This window comes from Streptomyces sp. SCSIO 30461, from assembly GCF_037023745.1.
In the GTDB taxonomy this organism is placed as follows: Bacteria; Actinomycetota; Actinomycetes; order Streptomycetales; family Streptomycetaceae; genus Streptomyces.
The window spans coordinates 350,818-372,548 of sequence record NZ_CP146101.1; the positions used below are offsets into that span (position 1 = coordinate 350,818).

Genomic DNA, 21,731 nt, shown 5'->3' on the forward strand with positions numbered 1-21,731 from the left:
CTTGTGGCCCAAGGCCGACCCGGCAGTCACGAAAGCGAACTTACGGGGATGAAAACGCCGCGGCAACACCATTTCCGGCCGATGCGGGCGGCTGCGCTGGGAGAGAAGGAGGTCACAGAGGGGAAGGTCACATACGCCGCCTCTGCTGCTCATCCGCAGGCCTGACCTAGCATCCGAGCATGACCCTTGTTCCCGATGACGGGCTTTCGCTCGCCGCCGAATTCCCGGACGCCACCCATGAGCAGTGGCAGCACCTCGTGGAGGGCGTGCTGCGCAAATCGGGCAAGGACGTATCAGGCACAGCGGCTGAGGACGCACTCTCGACGGCGCTGGAGGACGGGCTCGTCGCCCGTCCCCTCTATACGGCCGACTCGGCGGGCACATCGGATTCGTCGGATGCCCCGGCCGCAGCGCACGCAGCGGACACGGTCGGCGGCTACCCGGGCTTCGCCCCGTATGTGCGCGGCAGCAGGCCGGCCGGCGGCTGGGACGTACGCCAGTGCCACGGGCTCGCCGACCCTGCCCGGGCCAACGAGGCGATCCTCGCCGACCTGGAGAACGGCGTCACCTCGCTCTGGCTGACCGTGGGCGGTTCCGGGCTGCCCGTCAGCGGCCTGGCACAGGCCCTGGACGGGGTCTACCTCGACCTGGCCCCGGTCGCGCTCGACGCGGGAGCCGAAACCGGCGCGGCCGCAAGCGAGTTGCTGCGGCTGTACGAGGAGAAGGGCGTCGCTCGCGAGGCGGCGCGGGGCACTCTCGGGGCCGACCCGCTCGGGTACGAGGCCCGCACCGGACAGCCAGGCGGCGCCGAGACCGCAGCCGCCGTGGAACTGGCGAAGCGCTGCGACCAGGACTATCCGGGGCTGCGTGCGCTGACCGTGGACGTCCTGCCGTACCACGAGGCCGGAGCCTCGGCCGCTCAGGAACTCGGGATCTCTCTCGCGACCGGGGTGGCGTATCTGCGGCTGCTCACCGAGGCGGGGCTCGCCGCGGACGCCGCCTGCCGGCAGCTGGAGTTCCGTTACGCGGCCACCGCCGACCAGTTTCTGACCGTGGCCAAGCTGCGGGCCGCCCGCCTGCTCTGGGCGCGAGTGGCTGAGGTGTGCGGGGTAGGCACCGCGGGCGACGCGGGCGCGCAGCGCCAGCACGCCGTCACGTCGCCGGTGATGATGACCCGGCGCGACCCGTATGTGAACATGCTGCGCACCACGATCGCCGCGCTCGGCGCCGGTGTCGGCGGGGCCGACGCCTTGACGGTGCTGCCGTTCGACCACGAGCTCGGCCTGCCCGACGCGTTCGCCCGCCGCATCGCCCGCAACACCTCCTCGATCCTGCTGGAGGAGTCGCATCTGGGCCGGGTCACCGACCCCGCCGGCGGCTCCTGGTACGTGGAGCGGCTCACCGGCGAACTCGCCCAAGCCGCCTGGGCGTTCTTCCAGGAGCTGGAGCGTGCCGGGGGCATGGCCGCCGCGCTGCGCTCGGGCTTCGTCGGCGAGCGGCTTGCGGCCACCTGGCGGGAGCGCAAGAAGAAGCTGGCGCGCCGCCGCGAACCCATCACCGGTGTCAGCGAGTTCCCGCATCTGGCGGAGAAGCCCGTGAAGCGCGAGCCCGCGCCGGTGCCCATGACGGGATCCGCGCTGTCCGGCGGCCTGCCGAAGGTGCGCCGCGACGAGGACTACGAGGCACTGCGGGCCCGTTCCGACGCGCAGCTGTCCGCCACGGGCGCCCGGCCGAAGGTCTTCATCGCCGCGCTCGGCACGGCCGCGGCACACACCGCGCGGGCCACGTTCGCATCGAACCTCTTCCAGGCGGGCGGCGTCGAGCCGGTCCACGACCCCGTGACGGTCGACGCGGAAACGGTCGCGGAGGCCTTCGCCCGCAGCGGTGCGGCCATCGCCTGCCTCTGCTCCAGCGACGCGCTGTACGAGGAGCAGGCTGCGGACGTCGCCAAGGCCCTCAAGTCGGCCGGCGCCGAGCGGGTGTTCCTCGCGGGCAGGCCCGGCGACCACACCGACGTCGACGACTACATCTTCGCGGGCTGCGACGCCGTGAGCGTCCTGTCCTCCGTACTCGACCGCATGGGAGTCGCGGCGTAATGCAGATCCCTGACTTCACCGAGATCGGTCCAGGCTCCGGGACGCCGTCCCCGGCCGCCACCGAGGAGCAGTGGCGCGCGGCCGTGAAGGAGTCGACCGGCAGCAGCGCCGACGACCTGCTGTGGGAGACCCCGGAGGGCATCGGCGTCAAGCCGCTCTACACCGGCCGAGACCTGGAGGGCCTGGACTTCCTCGGCACGTACCCGGGCGTGGCACCGTATCTGCGCGGCCCCTACCCGACGATGTACGTCAACCAGCCGTGGACGATCCGGCAGTACGCGGGCTTCTCCACGGCCGAGGAGTCCAACGCGTTCTACCGCCGCAACCTCGCCGCCGGACAGAAGGGCCTGTCGGTCGCCTTCGACCTGCCGACTCACCGCGGCTACGACAGCGACCACCCGCGGGTGACCGGTGACGTCGGCATGGCCGGTGTCGCCATCGACTCCATCTACGACATGCGGCAGCTCTTCGACGGCATCCCGCTGGACAAGATGACCGTGTCGATGACGATGAACGGTGCCGTGCTGCCGGTGCTCGCGCTCTACATCGTGGCCGCCGAGGAGCAGGGCGTACCTCCCGAGAAGCTGGCCGGGACCATCCAGAACGACATCCTCAAGGAGTTCATGGTCCGCAACACGTACATCTATCCGCCCCGGCCCTCGATGCGGATCATCTCCGACATCTTCGCGTACACCTCGCAGAAGATGCCGCGCTACAACTCCATCTCCATCTCCGGCTACCACATCCAGGAGGCGGGTGCGACGGCTGATCTGGAGCTGGCGTACACGCTCGCCGACGGTGTGGAGTACCTGCGGGCAGGGCGGGACGCTGGTCTGGACGTGGACGCGTTCGCGCCGCGGCTCTCGTTCTTCTGGGCGATCGGCATGAACTTCTTCATGGAGATCGCGAAGATGCGCGCGGCCCGGCTGCTGTGGGCCAGGTTGGTCAAGCAGTTCGACCCGAAGAACGCCAAGTCTCTCTCGCTGCGCACCCATTCGCAGACCTCCGGCTGGTCGCTCACCGCGCAGGACGTGTTCAACAACGTCACGCGCACCTGTGTGGAAGCCATGGCCGCCACACAGGGCCACACCCAGTCGCTGCACACCAACGCCCTGGACGAGGCGCTCGCGCTGCCGACCGACTTCTCCGCCCGTATCGCCCGCAACACCCAGTTGGTGCTCCAGCAGGAGTCGGGCACCTGCCGGGTGATCGACCCCTGGGGCGGCAGTGCGTATGTCGAGAAGCTGACGTACGACCTGGCGCGCAAGGCCTGGCAGCACATCCAGGAGGTCGAGGCGGCCGGCGGTATGGCCCAGGCCATCGACGCGGGCATCCCGAAGCTGCGTGTGGAGGAGGCCGCGGCCCGTACCCAGGCGCGGATCGACTCCGGCCGTCAGCCGGTGATCGGTGTCAACAAGTACCGGGTCGAGAACGACGAGGCGATCGAGGTCCTCAAGGTCGACAACTCCTCGGTGCGCGCCCAGCAGATCGCCAAGCTGCGGCGGCTGCGCGAGGAGCGCGACGAGGCCGTCTGCCAGGACGCCCTGCGCGCGCTGACGGAGGCCGCGGGACGGGGCTCAGGACCGGGTATGGAGGGCAATCTGCTGGAGCTGGCCGTGAACGCGGCCCGAGCGAAGGCGACCGTCGGTGAGATCTCGGACGCCCTGGAGAAGGTGTACGGGCGGCACGCCGGCCAGATCCGTACGATCTCCGGCGTGTACCGCAATGAAGCAGGGGAGTCCCCTTCGGTGGACCGCACACGCGCCCTGGTCGACCGCTTCGAGGAGGCGGAGGGCCGCCGCCCGCGCATCCTCGTCGCCAAGATGGGGCAGGACGGGCACGACCGCGGACAGAAGGTGATCGCGACCGCCTTCGCCGACCTGGGCTTCGACGTGGACGTCGGTCCGCTGTTCCAGACGCCCGCGGAGGTGGCCCGGCAGGCGGTCGAGGCGGATGTCCACGTGGTGGGCGTCTCCTCGCTGGCGGCAGGCCATCTGACCCTCGTCCCCGCGCTGCGCGAGCAGCTCGCGGAGGAGGGCCGCGAGGACGTCATGATCGTCGTGGGCGGGGTGATCCCGCCGCAGGACGTGCCCGCGCTGCTGGAGATGGGCGCGACGGCGGTGTTCCCGCCCGGCACGGTCATCCCGGACGCTGCCCACGACCTGGTGCGGCGGCTCGGCGCGGCGCTCGGCCACCCCGAGCTGTAGCGGCAGCCGGCGTATGCCCATCGACATCGACAGCTATGTGAAGGGTGTGCTCGACGGGAAGCGGGCGTGGATCGCCCGCGCCATCACTCTCGTCGAGTCCACCCGCGCCGACCACCGTGCACTCGCCCAGCGGCTGCTGACCGAACTGCTGCCGCACGCCGGTGCGGCACGGCGGATCGGCATCAGCGGAGTGCCCGGCGTCGGCAAGTCCACCTTCATCGATGCATTCGGCACCATGCTCACCGGTCTCGGCCACCGTGTCGCGGTGCTGGCCGTGGACCCCTCGTCCACCCGCACCGGCGGCTCGATCCTCGGCGACAAGACCCGTATGGAACGCCTCGCGGTGGACCCGGCGGCCTTCGTCCGTCCCTCGCCGAGCGCGGGAACGCTCGGCGGCGTCGCCAAGGCGACCAGGGAGTCCATGGTCGTGATGGAGGCGGCGGGCTACGACGTGGTGCTGGTGGAAACCGTGGGCGTGGGCCAGTCCGAGACCACGGTCGCCGGCATGGTCGACTCGTTCCTGCTGCTCAGCCTGGCGCGTACCGGCGACCAGCTCCAGGGCATCAAGAAGGGCGTTCTGGAACTGGCCGACGTCATCGCGGTCAACAAGGCCGACGGCCCCCATGAACGCGACGCCAGGGCCGCCGCCCGCGAACTGGCGGGCGCGCTGCGCCTCATGCATCCCTCGGATGCCGCCTGGACCCCTCCGGTGCTGAGCTGCAGCGCCCGCGAGTCGACCGGCCTGGACACGGTCTGGGACCGTCTGGAGCAGCACCGGACCCTGCTCGACGCGGGCGGCAGGCTCGCCGCCAAGCGCGCCGACCAGCAGGTGGAGTGGGCCTGGAGCATGGTGCGGGACGAGCTGCTGGGCCGGCTCCGCTCCCACCCGGAGGTGCGTTCGCTCGCACCCGTACTGGAGCGCCGGCTGCGCGACGGGGAACTGACGGCGACGCTGGCGGCGGAGCGGATCCTCCGGGCGTTCGGGAACTCGTCGGAGGACCGGCCGCCGGGCGGCTGATCCTTCTCGAACGGCGAAGGCCCCGGCGGTCAGAGGTGCCGGGGCCTAGCACGCTGAGGTCACATGGTCAGCGGGCCGTGCCGAAGTTCTGCGTCCAGTAGTCGTTCGGCTGGGCGAGGCCGACGCCGATCTCCTTGAACTCGCAGTTGAGGATGTTGGCCTTGTGGCCGGGGCTGTCCATCCAGCCCTGCATGACGCTCTCGGGGGAGCTGTACCCGTAGGCGACGTTCTCGCCGTAGGTGCTCCAGTCGTACCCGGCGCGGGTGATCCGGGTGCCGGGGTTCGAGCCGTCGGAGCCGGTGTGGGACATGTTCTTGTGGGAGGCCATGTCCTCGCTGTGGGCCTGGGCGGCCTTGCTCAGCTTGGCGTTCAGCTTCACCGGGGAGCATCCGGCCTTGCTGCGCTCGGCGTTGACGAGGGCCACGATGCTGGCGACGTCGCCGGAGGCCGGGGCGGCGGGCTCGGGGGCGGTGGTACCGGCCGGCTTGGGGGAAGCCGTCTTCGTGGCGCTGGGCTTCGCGGCGGGCTTCGCAGTGGGCTTCGAAGCGGTGGGCTTCGGGGTGGGGGCTGCCTCGGGGGCTTCGGAGGCCTCGGACGGGTCGGAGGAGGAGGCGGTCGGCGCCTGGCTCTCCTGGCCCTCCGCGTCCTTCTTCTTGTGCCACCACTTCTCGTGGGAGCCGTCCCAGTTCCACCGCTGGTCCGAAGCGGCGGTCTTCCAGTCGTCGCCGTCGCCCTGCCACTGGCTTCCCCGGCTCGTCGGCCGGTCGTCCTGCTCGTCCATGCATGCCATGGCGGCTGAGGGCACACCCACTGCCGCGACTGCGACAGCCGCGATCGTTATCTTCCGGTAGTACGTCTTCCTGCGGTGATTGCTCATGTGTGACCTCACTCTTGTGCGCGGAGCGTTCCCGTGAGCGGCCAGCCCGGGCACGGAACCTGTGCCTGAGCTGCGGGGGCGACTTTGCGGTCGCCATTGTTAGAAGCGCCGCTAGCGCAGGGCAACGAGTGTCGGTACTACCCCGGATCGTAGGACTGGACGGCTCTTGCCAGGGGCGTACGGGCGTGCTGGACCGCGCGGAGAGACTTCCGGACGGACCTGTTGCTCCGTCAGTAATGCCTATGCGCCCGCGAAACGGGCGAAAGGTCCGAGCCCACCGAATGCCATCGAAGATGACACGGAGATGGGGTGGGTCAAGACGGACAAATATCCTTATGTCCACCTGACGTCATCTACTACCGACCGTCCTAGTGGGGAGCGGGTGCGTGAGTGATGTCACGCGCCGGGCCGGAAGTGGGGTGGCGTGGGCGGGAACCCGAGGCGCTGTGACAGCGTCCGCGGGGGCGCTCCGGGGCTCGGGTGGTGTTGCTGTCGCGAACTGCCGGCGGGGGGTCGTGTCCATTGGCGGTGTAAATAATTCTTGACTCGACATTCCCTTCCGCTTACCTTCTGAGTGTTAAGTTTTTTTGACACCGCGACGGTGGGAGGGCATCGCCATGGCCATCGAGGAGAAACGCGCCTGGATCCTGGGGGCGGTCGCGATCGTCGCGTACGGCGTCTATCTCGCCGTGGTGCTGGGGCAGGCGGAGCGCACGCCGCTCGCTGACGTGGCGTACGTACCGGCGCTGCTGTGGACCGTCGGCGGCTCCATCGCCGCCTCCATCGCGCTCAGCGTCGCGGCGGCACTCACCTCGCCCCGGGACGGACGTGGGAAGGACCAGCGAGACCGGGAGATCCACCGGTTCGGGGAGTACACGGGGCAGTCGTTGCTGGTGATCGGGGCCATCGCGGCGCTGGTCATGGCGATGGCCGAGGTGGACTACTTCTGGATCGCCAACACGATCTACCTGGCCTTCGTGCTGTCGGCCGTCCTCGGTTCGGTGGCGAAGATCGCCGCCTACCGACGGGGCTTCCAGCCGTGGTGAAACCGACTCGTGTCACCAACTCGATCCGTGCCCTGCGCTTCGCGCACGGCGAGATGACGCAGATGGAGCTCGCCGAACGGATCGGCGTGACCCGCCAGACCGTCCTCGCCATCGAGAAGGGCCGCTACTCGCCGTCGCTCGAACTGGCCTTCCAGATCGCCCGGGTCTTCGGGGTGCCGCTCGACGACGTGTTCCAGTACCCCGACAGCCTGGGAGAGGCACCGTGAAAGCCATCGTGCAGGACATGTACGGCTCCGCCGACGTGCTGGAGCTCAGGGATGTCGACAAACCTGCCGATCCCGCGATCGGTGGGAAGGACGTGCTCATACGGGTACGCGCCGCCGCCGTCGACGCGGGTGTCTGGCATCTGATGCGGGGGAGGCCCTATCTGGTGCGCCTGATGGGCTACGGGCTGCGCGCTCCGAAGGAACGGGTCAGGGGCCGCGAGGTCGCGGGCGTGGTCGAGGCGGTCGGTGGTGCGGTGACCCGTTTCCGTCCGGGCGACGAGGTGTTCGGCTTCTGCGAAGGAGCCTTCGCCGAGTACGTCCGGGCACCCGAGGACCGGTTCCTGGCCAAACCCGAGAACCTCGGCTTCGAGGAGTCGGCAGCCGTCCCGATCTCCGGGGTCACCGCGCTCCAGGCCGTGCGCGACGCGGGACGGGTGCGACCGGGGCAGCGGGTGCTGGTGATCGGCGCGGCAGGGGGCGTGGGCACGTACGCGGTGCAGCTCGCGAAGGCGTACGGAGCGGCCGTCACCGGGGTGTGCAGCACCGCGAAGACCGAGCTGGTCCGGTCGATCGGCGCGGACGAGGTCATCGACTACACCCGCGAGGACCTGCCCTCGACCGGGCGCTATGACGTGATCGTGGACACGGCGGGCCACCGGTCCCTGGCTCTGCTGCGCCGCGTGCTCGCTCCCCGGGGGACCCTGGTCATCGTCGGGAGCGAGGGCGGCGGTCGCTGGCTCGGCGGTACGGACCGGGTGTTGCGGGCGGCACTGCTCTCGCCGTTCACCGGGCAGCGGCTGCGCGGGCTGATGTCGGTGGAGCGGACGGCGGATCTGGAGGTCCTGCGCGATCTCATCGAGACGGGCAAGGTACGTCCGGTCATCGACCGGACGCACTCGCTGAGCGAGGTCCCCGAGGTGATCCGGCGGCTGGAGCGGGGCAACGCCAAGGGCAAGTCCGTGATCTCCGTGTGAGCCTGGGGCAGCCGGGCGGGTGCCCGGCTGCCCCAGGCCGACGGCGGTCACGTACCTCCTGTCGAGTGCCGCCCGTCGATTGCCGGGTTGAGGTCGCCGAAGGCGGAGCGGGCATGGGCCGGCTGTCATCCGCGGCCTGTCAAGTCCCGAGCTGCAGGGGCGTGACTCGTCGGTGGAGCAGGCGCTTAATGGAAAGGAAGGGTCATCCGGGATCACCGGGAAGCCCGGGATCACCGGAAAGGGGGAGAAGAACGGGAGAGAGCCGTGAGTTCCCAGCCACCCCCATCCGAGCGCCCCACAGGACCGCCGTCAGGGCCGCTGTCCGGGCGATCGTCGAGCGAGCCGGGCAAGCCGGTTCGGCCGTCGAGCGAACCGGGCAAGCCGGTTTCGGAGCCGAACCGCGAGGGCGGGTCGGGGACGTCCGCCGCACCCCGTACGCCCGCCGCGCCGTCCAACCCACCCGCCGCCCCACCCGACGCTTCTTCCCTGCCCGACGCTTCTTCCCCGCCCCGCGCGGCGTCGGTCGCGCCGCCGACCGACTCTGCTTCCAGGCGTTCCTCGCGCTCATCGGGCGTATCAGCGGCGCGGCCCCGGTGGCTGCGGTTCCGGGGGCGCAACGCCCTGGCGAGCCTGGGCGCCGTCGTGGCCCTCGTGACCGCGGTGATCCTCGCCTTCGCCCTGCAAGGCGGTGGCGGCGGTAGTGGCGGCAAGGCCCAAGGCGAGATCTTCCTGGAGACCACCTCGGCATCCGGCAAGGACCCGTTCACCCCGTCCACGGTGTCGCACCCCGAAGAGGCGGCGAAGGCGGCGGACGCCGCGCCCCCGGTCGCGGGGGACACCACCCGCGTCGTCGACGGCGCGCACCCGGGGTTGTACGGAGGCACGAAGAACGCCGCGAGCTGCGACGTCGAGAAGCAGATCACGTACCTCTCTCAGGACCCGGACAAGGAGAAGGCGTTCGCCGGGGTGCTGGGTGTCCACCGCCCTGACGTCCCTGCGTATCTGAGGTCGCTGACCCCGGTCAGGCTGGGCTGGGACACGCGGGTCACCAACCACGGCTACACGGACAAGGCAGCCACCGGCTACCAGGCCACCCTCCAGGCGGGTACGGCCGTCCTGATCGACGACCGCGGTGTCCCCCGTGTCCGCTGCGCCAGTGGCAATCCGCTCACACCGCCGGTCACGGTCAAGGGCGCGAAGTCGTACACCGGGCAGAAGTGGGCCTCGTTCCGTCCGGCCACCCTCGTCGTGGTCACGCCCGCCGAGAAACCCATGAAGACGGTCACGCTCTTCGACCATGAGCACAAGGGATGGATCGCGAGGCCAAGCGGAGACCAGTCGGCCGGCAAGGACCGCGAGATACCGGCGCCGAAGGGCCAGCCGACGGGAGAGTCGCCGCCCGTTCTGCGGGACGAGGAGTCCCCCCACGAGGAGAAGCAGCCGGAGGCACCGAAGTCCCCGGAAGAGCAGAACACCGAGCACACGGACCAGCCAGGTAAGACTCCTGAGACCCCGGGGACGCCCGAGCAGAAGCCGGACAAGGAGCAGCCGAAGCAGAACCCCGAGCCGCAGTCTCCGGAGCCGCAGTCCCCTGAGCCGCAGTCTCCCGAGCCGCAGTCTCCCGAGCCGCAGTCTCCCGAGCCGCGGTCCCCGGAACCGCAGTCCCCGGAACCGCAATCCCCCGGGCAACAGCAGGATCAGCCCCAGGATCAGCCGCAGAAGCTCCAGCAGCAGCCGGAACCGAAGTCCGCGGACCGACTGCCGGTGCCGCTGCCGCAGTCGCCCGAGCTTCCCCGGCTCCCCGACTTCGTGGTGCCGGGCCAGCCGGAGCAGCCGCAGGCCGATCCGTCGTGAGTACGTTCCCGAGCCCGTCCCCGACCCGTTTCGGAACCGTTCACCCGCGCACTCTCGTACGGCATGGCACGATCGCACAGATGACCAGTAGACCCACCCCCGCGGAGCAGCGCCGGAGGGAACTCGTGCTGTTGCGCCGCGTACGTGACCGGATGGACCGGGAGTACGTGCAGCCGCTGGATGTCGAAGCGCTGGCGCGTGGTGTGAACATGTCGGCGGGACACCTGAGCCGCCAGTTCAGACTCGCGTACGGCGAGTCACCGTACAGCTACCTCATGACGCGCCGTATCGAGCGTGCGATGTCGCTGCTGCGCCGCGGTGACCTCAGCGTCACCGAGGTGTGCTTCGCGGTCGGCTGCTCGTCCCTGGGCACCTTCAGCACCCGGTTCACGGAACTCGTCGGCGTACCGCCCAGCGTCTACCGGCGTGAGGCCGCACTCAGCTCGGCGGGCTCGGCGGGCTCGGGAGGGACGGTGGAGGCGGGCAGGGCGGAGGGCGCGGACGGGACGGCGGGTATCCCACCCTGTGTGGCGAAGCAGGTCACCCGGCCGATCAGAGACCGGTCAGGAATCGAGAAGCGCCCGCCCCGACCCCGCGCCTAGCGTGAGGTCCATGGACATCACCATTCACGCGAGCTTCCTCCCCCATGACGACGCGGACGCGGCGCTGGGCTTCTACCGCGACCTGCTCGGCTTCGAGGTCCGCAAGGACGTCGGTTTCGGCGGGATGCGCTGGATCACTGTCGGCCCCGCCGGCCAGCCCGGCACATCCATCGTCCTCACGCCGCCGGCCGCCGACCCCGGGGTCACCGACGACGAGCGCCGCACCATCACCGAGATGATGGCCAAGGGAACCTACGCGGGCATCCTCCTTGCCACCGCCGACCTCGAAGGCACCTTCGCCCGGCTGGCGGCCGGCGATGCCGAGATCGTGCAGGAGCCGACCGAGCAGCCGTACGGCATCCGGGACTGTGCCGTACGCGACCCCGCGGGCAACATGGTCCGCATCCAGGAACTGCGCTGACCGCGACGCCGGACAGCTGAGCCGTACCGCCGGACAGGCCGAACCGCACCGCCGCACAGATGGAGTGACAGACACGATGAGCAAGGCCCAAGCCGATGCCTCCGCGGCGGACGCCCCGCACGCTGCCGACAGCCACGACATGATCCGCGTGCACGGCGCACGCGAGAACAACCTGAAGGACGTCAGCATCGAGATCCCGAAGCGCCGTCTGACGGTGTTCACCGGGGTCTCCGGCTCGGGCAAGAGCTCGCTGGTGTTCGACACGATCGCCGCGGAGTCGCAACGGCTGATCAACGAGACGTACAGCGCTTTCGTGCAGGGCTTCATGCCGACGCTGGCGCGGCCCGAGGTCGACGTACTCGACGGGCTGACCACCGCGATCACCGTCGACCAGCAGCGGCTGGGCGCGGACCCGCGGTCCACCGTCGGCACCGTCACCGACGTCAACGCGATGCTGCGGATCCTCTTCAGCCGGCTCGGCGATCCGCACATCGGCCCGCCGAGTGCCTACTCCTTCAACGTCGCCTCGGTCCGGGCCAGTGGGGCGATCACCGTGGAGCGCGGCGCGAAGACCAAGGCAGAGAAGGCGACGTTCAACCGCACCGGCGGTATGTGCACCCGCTGCGAGGGCCGGGGGAAGGTCTCCGACATCGACCTCACACAGCTCTACGACGATTCCAAGTCGATCGCCGAAGGCGCGTTCACCATCCCCGGCTGGAAGTCGGACAACGTGTGGACGGTCGGGATCTACACCGAGTCGGGCTTCCTCGACCCGAACAAGCCGATCCGCAGGTTCACCAAGAAGGAAATGCACGACTTCCTCTACCGCGAGCCGACCAAGGTCAAGGTCAACGGGGTCAACCTCACCTATGAGGGGCTGATCCCGAAGATCCAGAAGTCGTTCCTGTCCAAGGACAAGGAGGCGATGCAGCCGCACATCCGGGCGTTCGTGGAGCGGGCCGTCACTTTCACCACCTGCCCCGAGTGCGAAGGCACCAGGCTCACCGAAGGAGCCCGCTCGTCCAAGGTCGCCGGGATCTCCATCGCGGACGCCTGCGCGATGGAGATCAGGGATCTGGCCGAGTGGGTGCGCGGCCTCGCGGAGCCCTCGGTCGCCCCGCTGCTCACCGCCCTGCGCGGGACACTCGACTCGTTCGTGGAGATCGGCCTCGGCTATCTGTCCCTCGACCGCTCCTCGGGCACGCTGTCCGGCGGTGAGGCGCAGCGCGTCAAGATGATCCGCCACCTCGGCTCCTCGCTGACGGACGTCACATACGTCTTCGACGAGCCCACCACGGGTCTGCACCCGCATGACATCCAGCGGATGAACAACCTGCTGCTGCGGCTGCGGGACAAGGGCAACACGGTGCTCGTCGTGGAGCACAAGCCCGAGGTGATCGCGATCGCCGACCATGTGGTGGACCTCGGCCCCGGCGCCGGTACGGCCGGTGGCACTGTCTGCTTCGAGGGCAGCGTGGCGGGGCTGCGGGCCGGCGACAGCATCACCGGGCGCCACCTCGACGACCGGGCCGCCCTCAAGGAGTCGGTGCGCAAGCCCACCGGGGCGCTGGAGATCCGCGGCGCGACGGCGAACAACCTCCAGAGCGTCGATGTCGACATTCCGCTCGGAGTGCTGACCGTGCTCACGGGCGTGGCCGGCTCGGGCAAGAGCTCGCTGGTGCACGGCTCGATGCCCCGACAGGTCGAGGACGAGAGCGTGGTGGCGGTCGACCAGACACCGATCAGGGGGTCGCGGCGCAGCAACCCGGCGACGTACACCGGTCTGCTGGAGCCCATCCGCAAGGCGTTCGCCAAGGTCAACGGGGTGAAGCCGGCGCTGTTCAGCGCCAATTCGGAGGGCGCCTGCCCGACCTGCAACGGTGCCGGCGTGATCTACACCGATCTGGCGATGATGGCCGGGGTCGCCACCACCTGCGAGGACTGTGAAGGGAAGCGGTTCCAGCCCTCGGTGCTCGAGTACCACCTCGGCGGCCGTGACATCAGCGAGGTGCTCGCGATGTCGGTGACGGACGCCGAGCAGTTCTTCGGCGCCGGTGAGGCGCGCACCCCCGCCGCACACAAGATCCTCGAACGGCTGGTGGACGTCGGACTCGGCTATCTGAGCCTGGGGCAGCCGCTGACCACGCTGTCCGGTGGCGAACGGCAGCGGCTCAAGCTGGCCACGCACATGGCCGACAAGAGCGGTGTCTACGTCCTCGACGAACCGACCACCGGTCTGCACCTCGCCGATGTCGAGCAACTGCTCGGCCTGCTGGACCGGCTGGTCGACTCTGGCAAATCGGTGATCGTCATCGAGCACCACCAGGCGGTCATGGCCCACGCCGACTGGATCATCGACCTGGGCCCCGGCGCCGGCCACGACGGCGGCCGGATCGTCTTCGAGGGCATCCCCGCCGACCTGGTCGCCGCCCGGTCCACGCTGACCGGCGAGCACCTCGCGGAGTACGTGGGCGGGTGACCCGGGCCCCCGGCCTGTCCGGTCCAGCCCCGGGCCCCCGCCTGTCCGGTCCAGCCCCGGGCCCCCGGCCCTCGTGCGCCGGGTCGGCGAGGGTGATCAACCCATGGGAGTGCGGGGGTGGGCGGGGTCGGGTGGCACCCCCTTTGGAGCCTCACTCGTGGAGGATCCGGTGCCTTGTGTGATCAGGCGTTGGCGGCGGGACGCGGGTCCCGCTTCTGCTCCACTGCCTCAGCTTCGCGGTCCGCTCAAGCCAGTTCATGACCGGTGATCGTCGTGCGGACGCGACTCGCGGCCGCCGCCCAGGCTATGCGGGCATGACACCGTGGATACGGGAGACGGTGAACACGTTTCCCAAATGTTCGCTTGAGGGTTCGGAGGTGGTCGTGGGTGTCCTGACCAGCCGTGGAGCGGGCTGTCCAGTGGCGTCCGGACATAGCTGAACGTGGTGAATGAGACCAGAACCGAGACCACGAGGTGACCGGCGGGATGCCCGCGTCGTTCGGCGTGTGCTGCACCCCGGTCGGATTCCTACCCGTTCCGGTTCGTGTCCCGTGATGACCGAACCCAGGATGGCGGCACCGCCGACGCACCGTCTGATGTACAGCGGGCACCCTCGGAGTGGCAGACTGTGACGGTGGCAACATGTGACGAGGAACTGCTCGCGCGGGTAACAGAGTTGAGGGAGCGCGGCAGGGCTCCGAAGCAGATCGCGAGGGCGCTGGGGCTGCGCCCGGCCCAGGCCGCGGCGCTGGTGAGACAGGCCGCAGCCGCGGCACAGGCGAACATCACGCCGGATGAGCGGCCGGTGGTGGGCTGCTGGGTCAATGCGGGCTGGAGCGCGGGACTGGACATGGCCGGGGCCACGGCTTGGGCGGAGGTCGATCCTCTCGGCCAGGAACCGGAACCGGACAGAGGAGGCTTCGCGCAGATTCTCCTGGCCCGCCAGGAACGTGCCAGCAGGGTCACCGTCACCGGGTTCCTGGTGGACGTGTACTGCCTGGGGGTCAAGAACGTCACCGACCCCGAGGTGATGGGGTCCGGATCCCTGACCACTTACGTGCCGACGTACTACTCGGCCTTCGACCATCGGCCGCTGCCCATCGGCGTGGAGCAGGCACAGACGATCGTGCACGACGCGGTCGTCTACGCCCGCTCTCTCGGCTTCGAACCCGCGAGCGGCTTCACCGATGCCGCGGTGCACCTGGGCTCCCCGCCCTGCGACCGGCCCGCCATCGGCTTCGGCCGGGACGGCAAGCCGTTCTACTTCTCCGGCCCCTACGACAACCCGCGCAACGTGCTCCAGACCCTCGAACGCACCTGCGGCCCAGGTAACTACGACTATGTTGCCCACCTGTAGGGGCAGCACGCGAGCGGCACGAAACGGGAAGCGCAAGCAGTGATACCGGTCGAACAGCAACCGGAACCAGCCCGCGCTGACCCGGCCACCGCACCTGACCATCACCCAACTGTGGCAACGCTGGTTGAACAACAGCCTCCTGGACGAGTTCTCCCGCGTCGAGGAGATCGAGGGTCAGCGCTCGGCGAACGTCCTGACCGCGGCCAAACCGCGCCGCAAGCTTGTCGGCCAGGCGCTGGAAGGCGATGTCGACGGAGGGCGTCGGGCCGCGACCGTTCCTGGCCGCCAGCTTCCTGTCCGCAAGGAGCGGAGGGCAACCGCAGGGCTGGCCCTGCTTCTCTTCCGGTGACAGGAACTCCATGCCGTCGCACTCGTGGACGATGCCTTTACTGCCCCAGAGGACCATATGAGCCGCCACCGCGTCGGGTCCGTCCAGGAGAACGCGTACGCTCTCGCGGCTCGTCAGAACTTCGTAGGCAAGGCCGCCGCTTCCTCCCCCGTTCGGTTGAGGCTCGCCACCCAGTAGTCCGGCAACCCGGGCGGCCACATCGGCGTCGTCGGTGGTGACACGCCAGGCATCCAGGGCTTGGGGCCGTCCGTCGGATAAGCGTCCCTGGTGGAAGCGTCCGACTGGGGCGGTTGTGCTCTGCGTCATTCGGGAACCTTTGTAGAGCGCACAACAGACAACGCTTCACCTCCCTGCCGAAGGGGCTGCACGCGGTGTGGCGCTACGCCACGGCAGGGTGGCGCTCACCATAGTGCCCCGACGGTTACGGACACATGGGCGTACATCAGGCTTGGTTGTAGAGGGTCGCCAGGTCGATCAGCCGGATGTCCGGCTCGGCCGCCGCCGCAGCGTACGCCTTGTCGTTGAATCCGGCTCCGCTGAAGCACAAGAGCTGTGTATTCGTGGTGTCGTATCGGCCTGCCAGAGTGATGAGGTCGCGGATGTGCCGGAGACGTTCGATGTGGGCAGCGCCCATGGTGTCGTTCCACTTGGCCTCTCCGATGGCCAGCAGTGGTGGCTTGGTGCCATCTGCGATTCCGATGACCGCCACATCGACCTCGTGGCCGGTACGGGCCTTGGGGTCGTGAACGACGCCGTGTCCGACGCGGCCCGGCAGACCGCCGAGCAGTTCGGGGTCGGCGTGATGCAGGGCCCAGTCCCGGCAGACCTGCTCGAAGTGGGGCCCGAGGACGTTGCTGACGAAGCGGCGACGGCTGGCTTGCCAGACCCGTGCCGCGCTGCCGGGGCGTTCGAGCTGGTCCCAGACCGGTCGCATGATCGCGTGGTAGAAGCCGATCAGCGGTTCGGCGATGCGGTAGGTGGGCCGGTTGTCGCGGAAAGCATCGGCGTCCCGGTGGAGCAGGCCCGCGTCTTCGAGGACGTTGATGGGGTGGGCGATGTCGGTGGCCTTGCGTTCCAGGTAGCCGGCCATGCCCCCGCGGGTGGCGTTGCCGTCGGCGACGGCGGCCAGGACGGACAGGTACAAGGCGGTGTCGCGAAGGTCGGGTTCTTCGGCCAGCAGGTAGCGGGCCTCGCGGAAGAGGGGGGTCTCGGGGTTGAGGACGGTGCGGACGACCCAGTCGTCGAAGTCGTCCGGTCCCTTTGGCGTGTCGCCGCGTGCGAATTCGCGCCGGTAGGCAGGAGTACCGCCCACGATCGCGTTCACCTTCATGGCCAAGTGGGGGTCGGTGATGCCCCAGAACTCCGCGGCGAGGCGGTGGTCCAGAGGGCGGACGACCAGCTCCAGCCCCGCCCGTCCGCGCAGTGGGGCGCTACCCGAGAGCAGCCTGCCCATGAAGGACAGCGCCGAGCCGCACAGCAGCAGCCGGGTACGGGAGCCGGTGCGCTGGTCACGCAGGGGCCGCAACGCCTCCTGGATGATCGAGGGCAGCTCGGGGTTCGCCTTGGCGAGGTACGGGAACTCGTCGATCACCACGGGGACGGGCCGCTCGGCGCCGAGCGCGAGCAGCGCGTCGACGGCCTCTGCCCAGTTGGCGAAGTGGAACGGGCTGGCAGGACGGACGTGGGCGGTCAGCGCCGCGCTGATCCGCCGTAGCGACTCGGCATCGGCGGCCTCGGTCGCACCGAAATAGAACCCTCCAGCGGCTCGGCAGGCGGCATCCAGCAGGAACGTCTTGCCCTGGCGGCGGCGCCCGGAGACCACGCCCAGAGTCGCGCCGGGCTGCGGATCGGTGATGAACCGGCTCAGCGCCGACCACTCGTAGTCCCGGTCGAACATCTCGGCAGGCTTGTCCACGAGTGCTCCAGATATAGAAGTACGCCTACATAAAACATACTCCTAGTTCTGGCGCCCTCGCAGTGTGCGCCCGTCGGCCCGACGCTCGCCGCTCCCCAGGGGTGTCTTGGCGTATCGCGAGAAATGCCGCGAATGTCGCAAGTAAATGAGACCGAAACTGAGACCAAGGCATGCCGAAGACCCCGGCCGCTGGAGCGGTCCGGGGTCTTCGTTTTTGCCTGTTCAGGCGGCTGCGGAGGATACGAGATTCGAACTCGTGAGGGGTTGCCCCCAACACGCTTTCGGGATGCCGCGAACGATTGTGTAGCGCAGTGCATTGCGCTGCGATACGCTGGCTTCATGAAGACCATCACCCAGCGGGAACTCGCCGCGCGCTCCAAGGCCGTGCTTGACGATGTCGAAGCGGGCGAGACCTATCACATCACCCGCAACGGCACCGAGATCGCCGAGGTGCGCCCGCTCGGTGCCAGACGCCGCTTCGTCCCGGTGGAGGAACTTCAACGGAAGTGGCGCCATGCGCCGAGCATCGACGCCGCCCGGATGCGTGCGGAGGCCGATGATTTCTTCGGTACCGAAGACCGCGTCGGCGAGGACGACAATCCGTGGGAGCGCGCGTGACCGGCAGGCCGTCGCACGGAATGCTGGACACCTGCGTCATCATCGATCTGCCCATGATCGATCTCGGTTTCCTGCCCCTGGAGGCCGCTGTTTCCTCGATCGTCCTGGCGGAACTGGCCCAGGGCGTGGCGATGACAACGGATCCGGTGGAGATGATGACGCGGGCGCAGCGCCTGGCGGATGTCGAAGCGGAGTTCGCGGCCATTCCCTTCGACCGGGAGGCAGCCCGCAGGTTCGGCACACTCGTCGCACTCACCGTCAAGGCGAAACGCGATCCCCGTCCCCGCCGAATGGACCTGATGATCGCCGCAACCGCTGCCGCGCAGGGCCTCCCGCTCTTCACACGGAACGCTGACGACTTCAAGGGACTGGAACAGGGCGTCACGGTTATCCCCGTGTGAGCACAGCGGGACCTTCACCGGGAATGCGCTCCAGGCCGATTCAAGCGGGCTGACAGCTTGCTGGACGGGTGCTGTGTCTTCTCGGCGGTAGCTCTCCCCTTGTTCTCGAACAGTTCCAGATCGAATGCGCCGTTCCCGGCCGCGGCTGGCAGCCGGGCGAGAGCCAGGGCAAGACGCCGGCTCTCCAGCACTTCGCGAAGATCGGTGTTGACGGTCACCACGCTTTGGGTCAGAGCGGGTCGAGCACGAGGTGGCTGAGGGCGCGTGCGGTCCGGTTGCCAGAGGTGGCGACGTACTCGAACGTGATGGCCGGACTGGCGTCGAAGGCGTGTGTCAGCCGACGGGGTAGCCCTGTGCGAGGGCGGACTTACGGAAGGCGGGGAGCTTGTCGAGGGGGACGGTGAGGTGTCGTTCGCCGAGACGGGTGCAGTGGGTACGGGTGCGGCGGTCGGTGGCGAGGAGGGCCGCGACGGCGGGGTCCGCGCACTCGACGAGGTGCACCGGCCCGGTGTCACGGACCTGGCCGACGCGGCGGGCGGCGTCGGCCAGCAGGGTGGTGACCGTCTGCGGGAGCGGAGCGGCGCCGGCCTCCAGATGGTGACGGAGTTCGGCGAGGTCGCGGCCTGAGCCGACGGCGGCGAGCAGCGAGGCGGAGGTCAGGGCCCACACGCGGTCGCCGGTGCGCTCGGCGAAGGCGTCGAGGAGGAGGGTCTCGGCGGGGGTGAGTCCGTCAAGGGCCACCACGTCGTGGTTGGGGAGCACCTTCAGACCGCCAGAACTCTTCGGGACGGTGTCGGCCGGTGCGGGGGCGGGGAGGTAGGTGGCGGCCTGCCCGGTGGTGTAGGCGCCGAGCGGGTTGAGGCGGAAGGCGAGGAGGCCGTCGTAGCGGCTGATGCAGTCGGTCCAGTCGGCGCCCCAGTTGTCGCGGTAGTCGTCGCGGGCGCCCACTGGCGGCCGGTAGTCCACATCGATCAGGCCGAGGACGGCGGCGTACTCGAAGAGCACGGCGAGGGTGTAGCGGCCCTGGAGGAGTTCCCAGTCGTGGAACCCGTCGTAGCCGAGGCTGCCGTACTCGGGGTCCTCCAGGTAGAGCTTCCACAGGGCGCGCTCGGTGCGGGCGATCCCGGGATCGTGACCAGCCTCGCGCATGGTGCGGAAGAGTGTGTCGACATCGGTCCACTCACCGGATGCGCAGGCGGCCAGGGCCTTGCCGACCTGGGCCCGGCGCGGCTTGACGGCGGTGAGGACGTTCGCCGCGCGTTGGCCCTTGATCGCTTCGACGCGGGAGAACTCGTCGATCACACCGTGGCTGAGCCAGCGCCGCCACAGCAGGGCGAGCGTGTCGTGGGCCGGTTTGGTCAGCGCCGCCCTGCCGCGTGCGGTCAGTGCGAGTTTGCCGGAAGCGAGTTCGGCGAGTCCGCCGGCCTGGAGCAGCAGCGGCCAGGCGAAGGAGGCGATGGGTTCCTCGGCGTAGAAGTCGCCGCTGCTGAGCGCTTCCGCGACCGTCTTGACCGTCGCCGCGGACGGCCGGAGTGTCTTCTCGCTGCAGCGCAGTCGGCCCACCGCGCACAACTGGAGCACAGCCCGCAGATCGGCCTGTGCCTCGTGCTCGGTCGTGCGCACCTGACGCCCGTCGTGGTCGCCGGTCACAGCGGCCCCGTACCCACGACGTAGTCGTAGTTGCCGGCGCCGCGGGTGCGCTCCAGCGTCCGTACGATCTTCCGGGCGTCGTCGCGTGGGCCGTTGATGTAGAACGGCTTGCCCTGGCGGCCGAAGCCGACCTGCGGGGCCGCCGGGCCGGGCTCACCGAGGTGTACGGAGACCTGCGCGAAGTCCGGCGCGGGCTCGAAGCCGAGGGCGCGCGCGTAGGCCACCCCACCGTGCACGATGCTCTGCGCCTGCTCCAGGCCGATCCGCAGCGGAGGTCGGTCGAACGCCCGGTAGTAGTCGCGTACGTAGGCGTCCAGTGATCCTCCGCCCATCACCTGCGGGCCGACGGTGTCCTTGACGCCGAGGCAGTAGACGTCGACGAGGAACCCGCAGACGGTGACCCGGCTGGCGCGCTCCTGGCGGGCGATCAGGACCTGGGCGAAACCGGCGACCCCGGGATCCCCGGCGCCCTCGTCGTCTGCGTGCGCCCAGTCGGGGGCCGCGGACAGCTCCAGGTCCGTGCTCCAGCCGGCGCCCACCCAGCAGCCCACCACCGGGCGCGCGGCCGGTGCGGCCGTGCTCTGCTGTTCGTGGGCCACCTGGCGCACCAGCGCGCTGGCCCGGGCCGGTTTCAGCCCGAGGGCCCGTGCGATCTGCTTCGGTCCGCTGCCCTTCTCCCGCAGCGACCGTACCTGGGACAGCAGTTGAGCATCGTCGTCGTTCACGGGGCCATTGTTCCGCAGCGCCGGGGCGTCAGGTGCGGGGGTCGGCTGTTCCCGTTGTCCCCGGATGGGGGACGTGCGTGGGCACGCAGGCCCGAGTCGGCGTTTCCCGGCCCCGCCCGTCCGCGCGGGGCAAGGCGTTCCCGTACGGGTGAGACGGCCACCCGCGGTCCCGCCGCTCCGTAGAGTCGGGTCGAGGCGGCACGGCCGCGGGAACAGGGAGGGCGCAGTGATGGCCAGGAGCGCGAGGGAGCGGCTGGGCGTGCTGCTCGGCGGGTCCAAGGGGGCGGAGTTCAGTGCCTGGCTCGAAGCACCGGCGGACGGTGTCGGCCTTGAGGTGGCCGGGGTCGGACCGGTGCGTCTGCCGCTGCGCGCGCCGCAGGTGAAGAAGCTGATCGCGGTGGCGCGTCCGGCGCTGTTCGGCCGGGGGGAGGACACTCTGAGCGACAGCAGTGTGCGCGACACGTGGCAGATCCGGCCGGACCAGGTCACGCTGGGCGGCCCGGCCTGGCCGACGCTGCTCGACGGCGCGCTGGAGTACTTCCGGGACGAGCTCGGGCTGCCCGCGTCGACCCGGCTGAGGGCCGAGCCGCACGCGCTCCTCGTGTACGGCAAGGGGCAGTTCTTCCTCCCTCACCAGGACTCGGAGAAGGACGATGCCATGGTGGGCTCGCTGGTGCTGTCACTGCCCTCGGCCCACACCGGCGGCGAGCTGGTCATCGGGCACGCCGGGCAGAGCCGGACCTACCGTGCGTCGAGGACGGAGTTGAGCCTGGTGGCCTTCTACGCCGACTGCCCGCACGAGGTGACACCGGTCAGGAGCGGCTACCGGGTGACCCTCACGTTCAACCTGCTGGCCGAGCGAGGGGCCCCGGAGCAGGAGTCCGGTCCGCTCGACGACATGGCGCACTGCCTGAA

The 21,731-nt window shown here is 69.7% G+C and carries 19 protein-coding genes and 2 pseudogenes; 15 read left to right on the plus strand and 6 right to left on the minus strand.

Going from position 1 to position 21,731, the window contains the following annotated elements; all coding sequences use genetic code 11:
- The first annotated feature begins 179 nt into the window (after positions 1-179).
- The 3 genes from V1460_RS01660 to meaB are packed head-to-tail and all read left to right on the plus strand — an operon-like array spanning position 180 to position 5,321.
- On the plus strand, positions 180-2,096 hold the full coding sequence (locus tag V1460_RS01660; protein WP_338671680.1) for a methylmalonyl-CoA mutase subunit beta: 1,917 nt from the start codon (positions 180-182) through the stop codon (positions 2,094-2,096).
- On the plus strand, positions 2,096-4,303 hold the full coding sequence (scpA, locus tag V1460_RS01665) for a methylmalonyl-CoA mutase (RefSeq protein WP_338671681.1): 2,208 nt from the start codon (positions 2,096-2,098) through the stop codon (positions 4,301-4,303). Before V1460_RS01660 ends, scpA begins: the two co-directional genes overlap by 1 nt.
- Positions 4,304-4,316: 13 nt before the next feature.
- Entirely contained in the window at positions 4,317-5,321 is a 1,005-nt protein-coding gene (meaB, locus tag V1460_RS01670; protein ID WP_338671682.1) for a methylmalonyl Co-A mutase-associated GTPase MeaB, read from the plus strand.
- 67 nt (positions 5,322-5,388) lie between these two features.
- Here meaB and V1460_RS01675 read toward each other — a convergent pair whose 3' ends face one another.
- Positions 5,389-6,198, minus strand: a complete 810-nt coding sequence (locus tag V1460_RS01675; protein WP_338671683.1) for a CAP domain-containing protein — start codon at positions 6,196-6,198, stop codon at positions 5,389-5,391.
- A 617-nt stretch (positions 6,199-6,815) separates the two neighbouring features.
- On the opposite strand from V1460_RS01675, the gene V1460_RS01680 reads away from it, so the two are divergent.
- The 9 genes from V1460_RS01680 to V1460_RS01720 all read left to right on the plus strand — a co-directional run bounded on the left by V1460_RS01680 (position 6,816) and on the right by V1460_RS01720 (position 15,507).
- Positions 6,816-7,244, plus strand: a complete 429-nt coding sequence (locus V1460_RS01680) for a hypothetical protein (RefSeq protein ID WP_338671684.1) — start codon at positions 6,816-6,818, stop codon at positions 7,242-7,244.
- Between the two features lie 23 nt (positions 7,245-7,267).
- Positions 7,268-7,471, plus strand: coding sequence for a helix-turn-helix transcriptional regulator (locus V1460_RS01685; protein WP_338677855.1), 204 nt, complete (start codon positions 7,268-7,270; stop codon positions 7,469-7,471).
- Complete coding sequence (locus V1460_RS01690) at positions 7,468-8,445, plus strand: NAD(P)-dependent alcohol dehydrogenase (protein WP_338671685.1); 978 nt, start codon at positions 7,468-7,470, stop codon at positions 8,443-8,445. Before V1460_RS01685 ends, V1460_RS01690 begins: the two co-directional genes overlap by 4 nt.
- Positions 8,446-9,087: 642 nt before the next feature.
- A complete protein-coding gene (locus V1460_RS01695) occupies positions 9,088-10,299 on the plus strand; it encodes a DUF6777 domain-containing protein (RefSeq protein ID WP_338671686.1) in 1,212 nt (403 codons plus the stop codon).
- Between the two features lie 80 nt (positions 10,300-10,379).
- A complete protein-coding gene (locus V1460_RS01700) occupies positions 10,380-10,901 on the plus strand; it encodes a helix-turn-helix transcriptional regulator (RefSeq protein ID WP_338671687.1) in 522 nt (173 codons plus the stop codon).
- A 10-nt stretch (positions 10,902-10,911) separates the two neighbouring features.
- Positions 10,912-11,322 (plus strand): VOC family protein, encoded by a 411-nt coding sequence (locus V1460_RS01705; RefSeq protein ID WP_338671688.1) that lies wholly within the window; start codon positions 10,912-10,914, stop codon positions 11,320-11,322.
- 76 nt (positions 11,323-11,398) lie between these two features.
- Complete coding sequence (locus tag V1460_RS01710) at positions 11,399-13,801, plus strand: excinuclease ABC subunit UvrA (RefSeq protein ID WP_338671689.1); 2,403 nt, start codon at positions 11,399-11,401, stop codon at positions 13,799-13,801.
- Between the two features lie 634 nt (positions 13,802-14,435).
- On the plus strand, positions 14,436-15,158 hold the full coding sequence (locus V1460_RS01715; protein WP_338671691.1) for a hypothetical protein: 723 nt from the start codon (positions 14,436-14,438) through the stop codon (positions 15,156-15,158).
- Between the two features lie 124 nt (positions 15,159-15,282).
- Complete coding sequence (locus V1460_RS01720; protein ID WP_338678374.1) at positions 15,283-15,507, plus strand: hypothetical protein; 225 nt, start codon at positions 15,283-15,285, stop codon at positions 15,505-15,507.
- A 21-nt stretch (positions 15,508-15,528) separates the two neighbouring features.
- Here the strand turns inward: V1460_RS01720 and V1460_RS01725 are convergent.
- Positions 15,529-15,813: pseudogene (locus tag V1460_RS01725) on the minus strand (hypothetical protein); the annotation flags it as partial.
- Between the two features lie 136 nt (positions 15,814-15,949).
- Positions 15,950-17,422 carry an ATP-binding protein gene (locus tag V1460_RS01730; RefSeq protein WP_338671693.1) on the minus strand — a complete coding sequence of 491 codons (1,473 nt, stop codon included), beginning with the start codon at positions 17,420-17,422 and terminating at the stop codon, positions 15,950-15,952.
- Positions 17,423-17,761: 339 nt separating this feature from the next.
- Between V1460_RS01730 and V1460_RS01735 the strand changes: the two genes are divergently transcribed.
- Positions 17,762-18,040 carry a PhdYeFM domain-containing protein gene (locus V1460_RS01735; protein WP_338671694.1) on the plus strand — a complete coding sequence of 93 codons (279 nt, stop codon included), beginning with the start codon at positions 17,762-17,764 and terminating at the stop codon, positions 18,038-18,040.
- A complete protein-coding gene (locus tag V1460_RS01740) occupies positions 18,037-18,441 on the plus strand; it encodes a type II toxin-antitoxin system VapC family toxin (protein WP_407077379.1) in 405 nt (134 codons plus the stop codon). The genes V1460_RS01735 and V1460_RS01740 overlap by 4 nt, the downstream gene beginning before the upstream one ends.
- Positions 18,442-18,455: 14 nt before the next feature.
- On the opposite strand, the gene V1460_RS36205 is transcribed toward V1460_RS01740, so the two are convergent.
- From V1460_RS36205 to V1460_RS01755, 3 genes are all read right to left on the minus strand, one after another.
- Positions 18,456-18,659, minus strand: coding sequence for a hypothetical protein (locus tag V1460_RS36205; protein WP_407077380.1), 204 nt, complete (start codon positions 18,657-18,659; stop codon positions 18,456-18,458).
- A gap of 115 nt (positions 18,660-18,774) precedes the next feature.
- Positions 18,775-20,091 (minus strand): helicase-associated domain-containing protein, encoded by a 1,317-nt coding sequence (locus tag V1460_RS01750; RefSeq protein WP_338671695.1) that lies wholly within the window; start codon positions 20,089-20,091, stop codon positions 18,775-18,777.
- Positions 20,088-20,816, minus strand: coding sequence for a hypothetical protein (locus V1460_RS01755; RefSeq protein WP_338671696.1), 729 nt, complete (start codon positions 20,814-20,816; stop codon positions 20,088-20,090). The genes V1460_RS01750 and V1460_RS01755 overlap by 4 nt, the downstream gene beginning before the upstream one ends.
- A 229-nt stretch (positions 20,817-21,045) precedes the next feature.
- Here V1460_RS01755 and V1460_RS01760 point away from each other — a divergent pair.
- Positions 21,046-21,651, plus strand: a pseudogene (locus V1460_RS01760) (2OG-Fe(II) oxygenase); the annotation flags it as partial.
- Between the last annotated feature and the right edge of the window lie 80 nt (positions 21,652-21,731).

Excerpts from the sequence above, each read along its gene's own strand:
- V1460_RS01660 (WP_338671680.1), top strand. The coding sequence starts at position 180 with ATGACCCTTGTTCCCGATGACGGGCTTTCGCTCGCCGCCGAATTCCCG.
- scpA (WP_338671681.1), top strand. The coding sequence starts at position 2,096 with ATGCAGATCCCTGACTTCACCGAGATCGGTCCAGGCTCCGGGACGCCG.
- meaB (WP_338671682.1), top strand. The coding sequence starts at position 4,317 with ATGCCCATCGACATCGACAGCTATGTGAAGGGTGTGCTCGACGGGAAG.
- V1460_RS01675 (WP_338671683.1), bottom strand. The coding sequence starts at position 6,198 with ATGAGCAATCACCGCAGGAAGACGTACTACCGGAAGATAACGATCGCG.
- V1460_RS01680 (WP_338671684.1), top strand. The coding sequence starts at position 6,816 with ATGGCCATCGAGGAGAAACGCGCCTGGATCCTGGGGGCGGTCGCGATC.
- V1460_RS01700 (WP_338671687.1), top strand. The coding sequence starts at position 10,380 with ATGACCAGTAGACCCACCCCCGCGGAGCAGCGCCGGAGGGAACTCGTG.
- V1460_RS01705 (WP_338671688.1), top strand. The coding sequence starts at position 10,912 with ATGGACATCACCATTCACGCGAGCTTCCTCCCCCATGACGACGCGGAC.
- V1460_RS01710 (WP_338671689.1), top strand. The coding sequence starts at position 11,399 with ATGAGCAAGGCCCAAGCCGATGCCTCCGCGGCGGACGCCCCGCACGCT.
- V1460_RS01735 (WP_338671694.1), top strand. The coding sequence starts at position 17,762 with ATGAAGACCATCACCCAGCGGGAACTCGCCGCGCGCTCCAAGGCCGTG.